The 12,369-nt window shown below is 35.3% G+C and carries 14 protein-coding genes; 2 read left to right on the forward strand and 12 right to left on the reverse strand.

Annotated features, from left to right (window positions below; translation table 11 throughout):
- Window positions 1-47: 47 nt before the first annotated feature.
- Together AAEU33_RS04825 and AAEU33_RS04830 are read right to left on the reverse strand one after the other, a co-directional pair.
- On the reverse strand, window positions 48-629 hold the full coding sequence (locus tag AAEU33_RS04825; RefSeq protein WP_345991128.1) for a Crp/Fnr family transcriptional regulator: 582 nt from the start codon (window positions 627-629) through the stop codon (window positions 48-50).
- Window positions 630-672: 43 nt separating this feature from the next.
- Entirely contained in the window at window positions 673-1,203 is a 531-nt protein-coding gene (locus AAEU33_RS04830) for a hypothetical protein (protein WP_345991130.1), read from the reverse strand.
- Window positions 1,204-1,403: 200 nt separating this feature from the next.
- On the opposite strand from AAEU33_RS04830, the gene mnmA reads away from it, so the two are divergent.
- Complete coding sequence (gene mnmA, locus AAEU33_RS04835; protein WP_172281765.1) at window positions 1,404-2,591, forward strand: tRNA 2-thiouridine(34) synthase MnmA; 1,188 nt, start codon at window positions 1,404-1,406, stop codon at window positions 2,589-2,591.
- Window positions 2,592-3,037: 446 nt separating this feature from the next.
- On the opposite strand, the gene AAEU33_RS04840 is transcribed toward mnmA, so the two are convergent.
- The 10 genes from AAEU33_RS04840 to AAEU33_RS04885 form a co-directional block, all read right to left on the reverse strand.
- Window positions 3,038-3,781, reverse strand: coding sequence for a LytTR family DNA-binding domain-containing protein (locus AAEU33_RS04840; protein WP_345991132.1), 744 nt, complete (start codon window positions 3,779-3,781; stop codon window positions 3,038-3,040).
- Between the two features lie 63 nt (window positions 3,782-3,844).
- Complete coding sequence (locus AAEU33_RS04845; RefSeq protein WP_345991134.1) at window positions 3,845-4,141, reverse strand: 2TM domain-containing protein; 297 nt, start codon at window positions 4,139-4,141, stop codon at window positions 3,845-3,847.
- Window positions 4,125-4,424, reverse strand: a complete 300-nt coding sequence (locus AAEU33_RS04850; RefSeq protein ID WP_172281759.1) for a 2TM domain-containing protein — start codon at window positions 4,422-4,424, stop codon at window positions 4,125-4,127. The genes AAEU33_RS04845 and AAEU33_RS04850 overlap by 17 nt, the downstream gene beginning before the upstream one ends.
- A gap of 177 nt (window positions 4,425-4,601) precedes the next feature.
- Window positions 4,602-5,267: a hypothetical protein gene (locus AAEU33_RS04855; RefSeq protein WP_345991136.1), complete on the reverse strand. Its 666-nt coding sequence runs from the start codon at window positions 5,265-5,267 to the stop codon at window positions 4,602-4,604.
- A gap of 79 nt (window positions 5,268-5,346) precedes the next feature.
- Entirely contained in the window at window positions 5,347-5,910 is a 564-nt protein-coding gene (locus AAEU33_RS04860) for an isoprenylcysteine carboxylmethyltransferase family protein (protein WP_345991138.1), read from the reverse strand.
- A 55-nt stretch (window positions 5,911-5,965) separates the two neighbouring features.
- Entirely contained in the window at window positions 5,966-6,271 is a 306-nt protein-coding gene (locus tag AAEU33_RS04865) for a 2TM domain-containing protein (RefSeq protein ID WP_345991140.1), read from the reverse strand.
- Entirely contained in the window at window positions 6,258-7,589 is a 1,332-nt protein-coding gene (locus tag AAEU33_RS04870) for a 2TM domain-containing protein (RefSeq protein ID WP_345991141.1), read from the reverse strand. The genes AAEU33_RS04865 and AAEU33_RS04870 overlap by 14 nt, the downstream gene beginning before the upstream one ends.
- Before the next feature lie 140 nt (window positions 7,590-7,729).
- Window positions 7,730-8,380 carry a hypothetical protein gene (locus AAEU33_RS04875; RefSeq protein ID WP_172281749.1) on the reverse strand — a complete coding sequence of 217 codons (651 nt, stop codon included), beginning with the start codon at window positions 8,378-8,380 and terminating at the stop codon, window positions 7,730-7,732.
- 80 nt (window positions 8,381-8,460) lie between these two features.
- On the reverse strand, window positions 8,461-10,704 hold the full coding sequence (locus tag AAEU33_RS04880; protein WP_345991143.1) for a TonB-dependent receptor: 2,244 nt from the start codon (window positions 10,702-10,704) through the stop codon (window positions 8,461-8,463).
- Between the two features lie 93 nt (window positions 10,705-10,797).
- A complete protein-coding gene (locus tag AAEU33_RS04885; protein WP_345991145.1) occupies window positions 10,798-11,700 on the reverse strand; it encodes a helix-turn-helix domain-containing protein in 903 nt (300 codons plus the stop codon).
- 150 nt (window positions 11,701-11,850) lie between these two features.
- Between AAEU33_RS04885 and AAEU33_RS04890 the strand changes: the two genes are divergently transcribed.
- Window positions 11,851-12,354: a superoxide dismutase family protein gene (locus AAEU33_RS04890; protein ID WP_172281741.1), complete on the forward strand. Its 504-nt coding sequence runs from the start codon at window positions 11,851-11,853 to the stop codon at window positions 12,352-12,354.
- Window positions 12,355-12,369 lie beyond the last annotated feature (15 nt).

The raw sequence follows: 12,369 nt of genomic DNA on the forward strand, positions 1-12,369 counted from the left end.
TCAGCTTCATACTTTATAAAAAAATTACCAATTGGCAATTTTTTATATTATCTTCTCAACCGGCTTAAAGAAGTATTTGTAATTCCAAGATAAGATGCAATAAATTTTAAAGGAACATTCCGGAAAATATCTGGCGATTCTAATAATAAATTTTCATATCTCCTTTCGGATTTTTCTTTAATCATGGAAACGGTACGTTGTTTAAGCTCCGTAAATCCTTTCACCAAAATAGCTCTTCCAAATTCTCTAAACTCTGGTAAGGTATGAAAAAGTCGTTGGCATTTTTCGTATTTTCCAATCCAGACAATACATCTTGTAATTGTTTCAATATTTTCATTTGACGGTTTTCTTTGAAAATAAGATTCTACTTCAAAAACCATTTCATTAGGCTTGAATATATTCGTTGTTACCTCATTTCCATCAATATCCAACACATATGAACGCATGTAGCCTGTCTCGAGAAAAATATAATCAGAATTAATGCTTCCTTCTCTTAAGGTAAGCTGATGTTTCGGTAAAATTACAGGTTCAAAATTGTCGGCAATAAGATTGGCAGTAAAATCTGATACAGGATAAGTATTTTTAATGAAACTTATCAAACCATTAGTTGAAAAATTTTCGACCTTCATTCCTGTAATATTTAATGATATTGATTAAAGCACCTCAATAAAACTACAATCCCACAACGAATCCAATGTTCGGAACCAATCCACTTGAAAAAACACTTGAATTCTCTTTCCATAAAACATTGTACATCAATCCCAGCTGCATAAAGGAATTCCCTCCTATCCTTTGCATATATCCTCCTCCCAGATATAGTGCCGTTTCTTCCCGGTTATCTTTATAATCATAAAATTTATCATGATAATTTATAAAATAATGTTGAAGATTCGCCCCTACATAAAAGGATCTTGCGAAATAGTAATTCACAAAAGGACCAACCCCGAACATCGTTGATCTATAATAGTCTGATGTCTGCCAGGAAACACTTCCCAATACTCCCGCTTCAAGATCATCTGTTAACCGGTATCCTATCCTCGGAGCTGCCTGAAGAGAAAATGCGCTGTTGCTTCCAAAACCTAAACCGATCCCGCCTCCGAAAGTCCATCTGTTGTTTTCAGTCATTGAGGGAGCTCCCACTGTGACCTGGGAAAATATTGATATTGAGCACATCAGCATCAATGGAATAATTATGTTTTTCATACTCTGATATTTAATTATTAATAAAGATAATATGCAATTGCTTTCCTGCGAACTCATAACCCTTTAAAATTCCGGGATTTTATATTACCATCGTTTTTATCAATGCTTAAAATTATGGTTTTTTTGCGAATCTTTTTAGTTGTATTTTTGCCGGATCAAACTAAGAACTCCCGTTAAGAGTTTCGTAAAATTGAAATATAATGAAAATAGTAGTAGGCCTCTCCGGAGGTGTAGATTCTAGCGTTACAGCCTATTTGCTGCAACAGCAAGGGCATGAAGTAGTGGCTTTGTTTATGAGGAACTGGAATGATGCTTCCGTAACATTAGAAGATGAATGTCCCTGGATAGAGGACAGTAATGACGCGTTAATGGTAGCTCAGAAGCTTGGAATACCATTCCAGGTTATTGATATGAGTGATCTTTATAAGGAACGTATCGTCGATTACATGTTTGCAGAATATGAAAAAGGGAGAACCCCGAATCCTGACGTACTATGCAACAGAGAGGTTAAATTTGATGTTTTTATGAAAACAGCAATGTCTTTGGGCGCGGATAAAGTTGCGACAGGACATTATGCCAGGGTAACCTCAACTTTTGATGAAAACGGAAAGGAAATTTTTCATTTACTGGCAGGTAAAGATAACAACAAGGACCAATCCTATTTCCTTTGTCAGCTGAGTCAGGATCAATTGTCAAAGGCTTTGTTTCCTATTGGTGAACTTACAAAACCCGAAGTTAGGGAAATCGCAAAAGAAATCGGGCTGGTAACAGCGGATAAAAAGGACTCTCAGGGACTATGTTTTATAGGTAAAGTAAGTCTTCCTCAGTTTTTACAGCAGCAACTCAAGCCAAAAGAAGGTGAAATTGTAGAAATTTTCAGCGATTCTCCTTTATTTTCGAAAGAAAAGCCTTCATTTTCCTCGAAGGAAGAAGAACTCCAGTATTTATCACAAAAGATCAGTTATAAAAAATCTGACGGAAAGGTAATCGGAAAGCATCAGGGAGCTCAATTTTTCACGATCGGCCAAAGTAAGGGGCTTGGTATAGGCGGACATAAAGAAAGCTGTTTTATCGTGTCCAGAGACATCGAAAACAATATTATTTTCGTAGGAGAAGGTCATAGCTTCCCAGGACTGCATAAAAAAGCTTTAAAAATAAATAATCCTGAACTTCATTGGGTGAGAGAGGACCTAAGACTTTCCAATGGTGAATCCATGGAAGTAATGGCCAGGTTCCGATACAGACAGCCTCTTCAAAAGGCTACGCTATACCAGTTTGAAGATGCTTTTTATATAGAATTTGAAAATCCGCAGTCTGCAATTGCTGAAGGACAGTTTGCATCATGGTATATGGAGGATGAATTGATAGGAAGCGGAGTTATTGCATAATATAAAATTTTCAGTATACTCACCAAAAATTAAGACTAAATAATATATAATAAACCCGGAGCACTTTGTTTCGGGTTTATCTTTTGTTTGAGGAAATGAGTATTCAGAAAATTGTTTAATTGATTTAATATAATCCATTATAAATCATTGCCTTTATTTAAAATCAACGTTGTATTTTAAGGATAAAAAATATCAACGAAGAACTTAAGAATCCAGAATAAAAATTCCATGAATTGCATTTTATAAATACATGTATTAGTTTTTAATATAAGAGCTTATTGTCCTATTCAAAATTCTTCAAAGAAGAAATTTCAACCTGGCTCAAATAGCTTTCCAATTGGTAGTGGCGTGTTGTCTCTTCATATCAAACAACTTGAAGACACTAATTCTAACCTAATAGATTACAAATAGTTAATATTGATAACTGAATATCAAAATCTTTTATTTTAGCCTACCAGCCACTCTTTAAAATCTTTCACACGATCCCGGCTTATCGTAATTTCCTCTCCCGGCTGGAATTCCAGATCAACCTTATAATTTGGAGAAGTATGAATATTTCTGATATAATCAGAGTTAACGATAAATTGCCTGTTCACACGGAAGAATTTTTTCTCATCCAATGTCTCTTCCAGTTCATCAAGTGTAAAATCTGAAGGGTATGTTCTTTCCCGTGTCTGAAGGTAAACAATCTTATTTTCACTGAAAAAACAACTTACCTCACTGGTCTGAATAATTTTCAGGTTATATCCTATTTTCACCAAAATTCTGGAAAGGGTGGATTTGTCCTTTTTTATCAGCTGTTTAATTTCTTCAGAACTAACCGGGTTCCCGGAAGGAAGAAAAGATTTAAATTTATCTATAGCTCCTGCCAGATCATCTTCCAGAATTGGTTTTAATAAGTAATCAATACTGTTCAGTTTAAAGGCTTTAAGAGTATATTGATCAAAAGCCGTCGTATAGATGATGAATCCTTTTGATGAAACTTTTTCAAAAATATCAAAAGACAATCCATCTCCTAAAACAATGTCTGAAAAGATCAGTTGCGGATGTTCATTTTCAGAAAACCAAGAAACACCTTCTTCTACCGATTCTATTTTTGCAATTACCTGTATATCAGGAAATATACTCAACATCCGCTCCAATTTTCTTGAAGCTGGTTTTTCATCTTCAATGATGACAGTTTTGATCATAAATAACGGTTTTAGTTTTTCAAATTACAGCATTAAAAGTAGATAAAAGAATCCGGTTTTGAACTATATTTTCGGCTTACCCTTATGAAGTTGCTTGTCTAATATTCTTTGTTCCCATTCGGAGTCAAAAATAAATAGCCTGACTGCTTTCATAGCTAATATTATTCCCCATATAAGCAAAAGGATCGATCCATGAAAAGGAGAAAAATCAATTGTTCCGTGCTCAAAATAATCATTGAAAAACAAAATCCCTGCGATAACGCAAAACCATGCAAGGTTTTTATAAAAACTCTTCAATCTTTTGACGCGTTCGTAGGCCTGGCTATATTCCATTGTATTTTTATTAAAGTACTTTTCCATGATTTCTTTTGTCTGTTTCCATTAACTCTTTTATTTTTCTTTCCTCCCATTCTTTCCCTATTCCAAAGACGTTTATGGCGTGAACAATAATACCTATCCCCCATCCAAGCATAGGCCAGTAGAACCATAAGTGGTCAGGTGATGTTAAAAGGTTTAAAACAAATAAAAATGGGATTACTAAACAATAGGAAGTCAGATTCCCATAGAATGCCTTTAATTCTTTTACACGTCTTACTGCTTTTTTATAAGTCAGATTTTCCTTGTCGAATGATAATGTTTCCATACTATTGAATTTTGATTATTTATTTTCTTGAATCAAATGTATCACGAAAACCGCCTTCAAATCAACTATATCTTACTGAGTCGTCGAATATCCCTTCTGAATAGCAAAAATCCCGACTCAACTGAAATCGGGATTTTTTTATATAGATAAAATATTTAAAATCATTTAAAGCCTACATTAATTCCGACGTATATTTTCCCATTCACTAAGCTCCTTTGGATGATCCTTATCATTTGGATAATTGGCTCTTACAAAGTCAAACTGCTCTTTTGTAAGTAAGACCATCATTCCATCGTTCCCCGATCTTATCGGATAAAATTTTTCCCCTGCATTTTGCATACTTAATTGATCATTTAGCATTCTAATAAAATTGACAAACGAAATATCCCAGTCATACATACCAAAATCATTATCATAGGCTATATACTCTTTTCCATTTAGCTTTATCTTATGCAACCAATGTTTTTTATTTTGTTTACTGAATTCATCACTTACTTTAAGCTCTAATCCGAGCTTATCAAATGCTTTTCTTACAATCTCTAAATACTCAATTAATCCTTCGCTTTCAAATAGCACCTCACAGTCAATAGAATAGAATCTATTGTCAGTAAATGTCGTACTATCATCTCTTTCTTTACCTTCAAAAAAATGAAGCCGCTCATACGAATCCTTAAAATTAGCTTTACTTTCTTCCAGATCTTCTTTTTCAGTCAGTCCAAAAAAATGAAGATTTTCTAACTCTGTAATAACTTGATCTCCTGTCAGTCTAACCTTATTTTCTTGTCCTTTTGAATTACATCCTAAAAGCAAAATAGCAAATAGTGAAATTATCGTTTTTTTCATTTTTTATTTATTTAAAATATCAAATAAATATAATATAAAGTACTGGTTAAAAGTTAATTATTGTTTTTTCTCCTAAAATTCAATAAATAAATGGAATAAGCTTTTTTGTTGCTTTCCTGTATTGTATATAATCATCACCAAACTGTCCAATGAGCACCTGTTCCTCTATTTTAATCCTGTAACTAAATGCTATACATGGAGGAATAAACGCCAGGGCAAAGGAAATCCAGTTATTTAGATATAAGCCTAGTCCCAGGAAAGTTAACAATGCAAAAGTATAGGAGGGATGTCTCACATAATGATAAAGCCCGTCTTTTTTAATTTTATGATCTTCCCGTATTGTCACATCTACAGTAAAATATTTACCTAAAGACCTGATGATAAGATACCGGCATACAATTCCAATGATAATGAGGGCCTGGCCGGTATATACAATCCAGACTGAATCTGTAATCACAAAATCAGATATGTGAGACACCATCACAGCACTTCCGATTGAAAAGAGGATAACTATCCAAAGAATACTGAGAGTGGATTGATCTTTTTTCTGATCCTTATCTGCTGATTTCAATTTTTGTTTATAGATGATTTCACTAAGAAACCAGGCCGCCATAGAAGCGTAAAATAAGATTTGTAGATTCATTTGTTATTGTTTTTATTCTTAAAAGTAGCAAAATAACGATTCGCTTTTAACGATTTTACAGTTTTTTATCCTTGTTCATCAGCTCCCTGATCTTCCTCTCTTCCCATTTCTTAGCAAAGTCCATTCTTGGCAGAAAAACAGAAAGTGCATGAGCAATAAGTCCTACTCCCCAGAATATCGCTGTAAAGAAGTTTTTAAACTGGAAATAGCTTTCTCCCGGGTCCAGGTTGGAATAATTGAAATAAGCAATTATAATATTTACACCAATGTAAGAGAATAAATGAGCATAAAATCCTCTTAGTCTCTCTACCTGTTTTTTAGCCTGCTGATACCGAATATCATTTTCATCAAACGTTTCCATTGTTTTTGTTTTTTTGTTTATCCATAATTTCCTGAATTTTCTTTTCCTGCCAGGACTCTCCAATGCCGAATACCTGGAAGGCATGAGAGGCAACACCAAATCCCCAACCCAGAAGAGGCCACCAAAACCAATGATAACGGCTCTGAGTATAAAGATTGATAAAGATTAAAAAGGAAATAACAAGGCAGTATGAAATAAGATTGGCATAGAATCCTTTGATCTCTTTTACTCTTTTCTGAGCTTTTTTATAGGCCTTATCTTCATCTTCAGGTTTAATACTGACAACGTTAGGCTTATCTGATAGAACCGGAAGTTTCACTTTAAAATAATCATCCGATTTCTCAATAAAAACATTTCTTTTGGTCAGCAGTGAATACCTTTGTACAATATTGGCAAGTCCAATTCCGGCACTTTCTTTAATCTGTTCCCGAACCTGCAGATTATTTTCAATACAAAGTGTATCATTCTCCGAAAAAACTTTTATAATCAATGGTTTTGAAGAGGTTGCAAAATTATGCTTGATACAGTTTTCAAGAAGCAATTGAAGAGAAAGCGGAACGACATACCTCCTGTAATCTTCTTTCCGGACATCAAAAATAAAATCTACACTGTCCTCAAACCTTGTTTTCAGCAGTTCGCAGTATGTTTTTGCAAATTCTATTTCATCTTCCACAGTAACAAGTTCTTTATCTTTTTGCTCCAGTACATAGCGATAAATCTTTGACATAGAAGCTGTAAACTTCTGTGCCTGTTTTGGATTTTCATCAATCAGGGCACTTAATACATTTAATGAATTAAAAAGAAAATGAGGATCGAGCTGATTTTTAAGGGTTTCAAACTGTGCATTGGCAGATTTTGCAATCAACTTTTGTTCCACTACTTCTTTTTTAGAAGTTTTTTTGAGCTCTTCCATGAAACCCCTGGCATGAAGAAAAGCTGAGATAAGAAGAGCAATATTCACCATGAACCAGTTGATGAAATTATATTTCCCAGAAAAGAACTCTTCTGACGTTGCATCTTTCTGGAAAAGAACAAAATTGATGTAATTGCAAATATAGACGAGAATAATATTGGCTATAAGGATCGAAATAACGCTTATAACGGCTCTTTTGGTGGTAGCTTCAGACCATGGAACCTTTTTATTTAAATAATCATTAAGCATGCCGTTTCCCATCCCCAGCACAAAAGAATAAAGACCAGAAATAAGAAAGGAAAGCATTAGATTGTCAATGGTCTTCTCCTTTGTAAAAAACAGGAAGAAGAATAATGCTGTTCCTATGGTTACCCAAAGCAGAACAATAAGGTTTTTGCGTTTCATGAGTTTATTTCTTGGTTCAAAATTAGCGGATAATAAATGTACCAAAAATTATTTTTCACTGAACCGTCAATTTCCTTTACTGAAAGGCAAAAATAAAGTCTTCCTGAATCGGGAAGACTTTATTTTCTTTTTATAGGCTGTTATTTTACGGGCTGGCTTATAAAATATTCTGCCTCTCCTCTTCCCCAGTTAGGATCCATGGAAGATTTTGGCTTATAGGCATTGTACTGCTCCAATGATTTCTTGAACATTTCGAGGCCTTTTGTTTTACTTCCTCCGTATTGTTCCGGAGTGAAATAAGTATCTTCCGCTTTTATCAGAGCTATTCTGGGATTGCCTGGATCTAGCTTTTCAGCGATTTGAAGTTCTTCAGCTGCCTTCATTCCGTCTGTCATATACCTTTGCTGGGGATTGACCATCATTCTTAAAGAATAAGCCATTTTTCTTAATAAATGAATCTCAGCATTATCGGCGCCCGCAAGATTCTGTGCGTTCGCAAGATGCTTTTCTGCCTGGTTGGCCACCTCATCCAGATCCTGGGTTTTTCCTTCTCTCATCATTACCCTACCCTTCTGGATATAAGAAAAAGCAGCATAATAGCTTGGTAGCCATTTCCCGCTTTCCTTACTTTCTATCCTTTGGAAATCATTCGCTAATGCCTGGAAATCTTCTGGTGTTTTGCAGGTTTCGATCTTTGCGATCTTTTCAGACATTATTTTTTCGTAATCAGACTGAGCAAAAGCAGTTAGGCTCATGCAAACTAAAGCAAAACTTAATAAATACTTTTTCATTGTTTCTTAATTTTTTAGGGTTCGTTTTATGTACCGAAAGGTATGTATTTCATCAGTAGGATGATCCCTTTCGTTATTTATTATAAGTTATTATTGATGGCATCCTGTGTTTTGTCTACTCCAAAGCTTATAAATGCCCCTACAAAAACAAAGGTATTAATTGGTGGGACAATAGCTGAACTTCTGGATCCGTCCTGTGAAAAATTGTATCCATACATATTCTTGGTTCCGAGCACATTGGAAATACTTAATACAAAAACAGTAAATGCTTTAGCATCTTTTTTACCCAGATTCGGAAGATAATTAAAACTTAAATTTAAAGCATTATAATCTTTCAACCTTCCTTCATTTCTGGTAAAATTAACCACATTTCCATTGATATCTTTTGTGGCAATATCATAATATGGGCGTCCTTTGGCATAGGTGTAAGAAAGATTGACCCCTAATTTCCACTCCGGAATGAATCTTTTACCCACTACTGAAAGAGTATGTTCTGATGCAAAGTTGGGCTTTAAGCTTACCGGATAATTCATAAAATCCCTTTTCGAGTCCAGAAAAGAATAGCTGATCCAATAGTCAATATTTTCAAATGTTTTTTTATCCCTCCAGAAGAGCTCCAACCCTTTTGCATATCCGAATCCGTCATTATTAATCGCAGTCTGGACCGGTTGATTCTGATTCTCAATATTGGCAATGTTTCTCACTTTTATAAGCTGGTCATATTTTTTATAAAAAGCTTCAAATCTTAAACTTCTGCCTTCTGATGCTCTTTGAACCTGTAGAATATAATGTTGTGATTTTTGAAAATCAAGATGTGCAGGTCCGTTAATGTATTTACTTTCAGGATTCTGGTAAAAAAGGCCATAAGCAAATGAGGTGGTCCAGTTCTTTGCCAGGCGATAAGCTAAGGCAAAACGCGGAGCAATGTTACTTTTATTTAGAAAAGAAGAATTTTCTGCCCTTATTCCTATTTTAGCTGAAAACTCATTACTGAATCCCAGATCTGTTTCTGCAAATACAGAAGAAATAAGATCCTGATAATGTTTATTGACTTCTTCAAATTTCAGCTTTTCGTCAGTACTATTCAATTCAAATCCACCCCGAACAGCGCTTATTTTATTAATTTTTCTTTCCAGAACAGCTTTAAAATTAATATAATTACCATCTGTCAATAGCTGCGTTTTATCAGTTTCTATAGTATTGGTCTCTCCAGAAAAATTGAGGTCGGACCTGTTATAAGAATAAGAAGCGCCGGTATTCAGAAGGTATTTTCCAAACTTTTGTTTAAAAGACAGGTTATGGTAGGTATTTTTTCCATTTATTCTTACCAATGCATAATCAGATCCCGGTTCAAGACTTTCTGTTCTTACCCCCATTTTATTCGTGTCATACATTCCGTAATACTTTAAAAATCCTCCTGATTTTGTTTTTATCCTGAAATTTGCATCTCCGTTAAATCCCTGGGGAGCATCTATAAAATCTGTATTGAAATTCAGAACTTTTTGCATCAGGCTCAAAAGAGAATATCCCAGAGTAGCACCATAAGAATGGTTCTTATCTCCACTCAGTTTTTGGAACCCTGCATTCAGGAAGATGGGTGAAATCCCGAAATCATAAGAGCTCTGATCTGGAAGATCTACACTTTCCAACATTAAAGCTCCGGAAAGAGCCTGTCCGTACAAAGCTGAATATCCCCCACTTGAAAACACATTCCCTTTAAAAAGAGACGTATTGAAACGATCTCTTCCTGCAATACCTGGCACCGAACTGGAGAAATAGTTATTGATAAGGCTTCCATCCATAAAGATCCTGGATTCCGTTCCGGTACCTCCCCTGATAAATAAACCCTCGGATTCCCCTACTTTTTGCACTCCCGGAAGGTAAGTTAATGCAGAGGAGATCTGGCCATCCGCTCCTGCCGTTGTGTAGATATCGATTGGTGTTAATAATGCTGTTGCTCTTTTCCTATCACTTGCTTCTATTGCTCCTGCTGAGATTACTACTGCATCGATTTCATTGATCTGCTCTTTCAGTTCTGCATCCAAAGAGATATCCTGATTCTCAATAACAATCTGTTTTTCAATATCATTATATTTCGGATGGGTAAAAGAAAGTGTATGATTTCCTTTTTCTGATGTTTCAAAAGAAAATTTTCCGTTAGAATCTGTAGTTGCCCCATCATAAGTCCCTTTTAGGGTCACATTTATTTCACCAATCCCTTTATTTCTAAACGTTACCCTTCCTGTAATTTTTACCTGGGCATAGCTCACACAAAATGATAAAAGGGTGATGAGAAATAATAATCTTTGCTGTCGGGTTTTCATTGTTGTTAATTTTCGGATCAAAAATAGGACAGAAAATACCTTTCAGTGAAAAAAATATGACTGAAAGGTATAGATTGTATACTGAGTGGGAAATTAGTGTATCGGAATGCAAAAATCAACATGCATCTTTCCTTCCGGATGTTCCCTGAAATTCGAATGATATACTTCAAATGGGTAAGATTTCCTAAAAGTATAATGGTTTTCATTCATCCACATAAAAAGGGATACCCAACATTGTTCAAAATCATCTAATGTAAACTCTCCGCTGCCTACAATGAACCTTCCCGCTTCAATGGTTTCCGGGAAAACTTCTCCGTCCTGTTCTTTTAGCTTATCATCCAATAGCATTCCTGCGTGGATCCTTACTTTATCCGGAGGTGTCACTTTAAAACTATCATGATATACCGATATCATTTTTACATCAGCTCTAGGAAACAGATGTTTTCGCCTGGCCCATTCTATAAGAATGTCATAAGAAGGTTCAACGTTTTTGATCCCAATGCTCATGACTGAAGCCAGGTGCATTTCTTTAAGGGTGGTTACTTTAATTTCTATATTCATTTTTCTCCAGTTTAGCAGGTTTTCTACATTGCAAATGTACTGGTGAAAAATTGTATCAATTTGTCCGTTCTTGCTCTCTATAGGTAAAATCTTGTGAAAATTTTCCGGGACTGACCTTCGAAATTCGGATGGTGATTTTCCGTAATATTTCCTGAATGTTTTATTGAAAGCCGAATGGTTAGAAAAGCCAAGACCCATATAAATATCCTTAATGCCCAATTCCTTTCTTACCGCAAGATACAATGCGCTTTTTTCTGCTTTTTTTCTGATGACATAGCTTTGAAGCGTCTCCCCTGTAATAAGCTTAAAAACCCTGTGAAAATGAAAAGGAGAATACGCTCCCAGTTCTGCTACTTTTTCAAGACTGAGTTCAGAATCAAGGTTGTCTTCTATATACCGGATGATCTTTACGATCCTTTTTTTATACGCTTCCAATCGTTGTTTTCTACAAAAATACCGAGATTATACACATGAGACTTGTCTTTTATTGCGGGATTTCCGAAAACAGACCGGAATCATAAAGTGTTTTAAAAAATTATGTCTAAATTTAGGTAATTATAAAAAATCACTTAAAATCATTTCAAAATGAAGCTACAAAAATTTGTATTATTAACAGGACTGGCTTTATTTGCTGTTTCTTGTGGAACAACAAATACCTATATGGTTAACGCAAAAAGCGGAACACAGACAGGAGGTACAGCCAAGTTTACGCAGAAAGGTGATGAAGTTATCATGAAACTTGATGTAACGAATTTAACACCGGGAATCCACGCTGTACACATCCATGAAAAAGGAGATTGTTCAGCTGCTGACGGAACTTCTACAGGCGGACACTGGAATCCTGCGAAAGATGATCATGGAAAGTGGGGAGCTGAACACTTCCATATGGGAGACATTGGTAACCTTGTAGCGGATCAGAGCGGAACAGCAACACTTACGTTTAAAACCAACAAATGGTGTTTAGGATGTACCGATGAATCCAAGAATATTATTGGAAAAGGTCTGATCATCCATGCAGACAAGGATGATTTCCATACCCAACCAACCGGAAATGCCGGTGGACGTGTAGGATGTGTGGAGATCAAGTAAAATGTAAAGCTTGAT

This window comes from Chryseobacterium sp. Chry.R1 (assembly GCF_039645525.1).
In the GTDB taxonomy this organism is placed as follows: Bacteria; Bacteroidota; Bacteroidia; order Flavobacteriales; family Weeksellaceae; genus Chryseobacterium; species Chryseobacterium proteolyticum.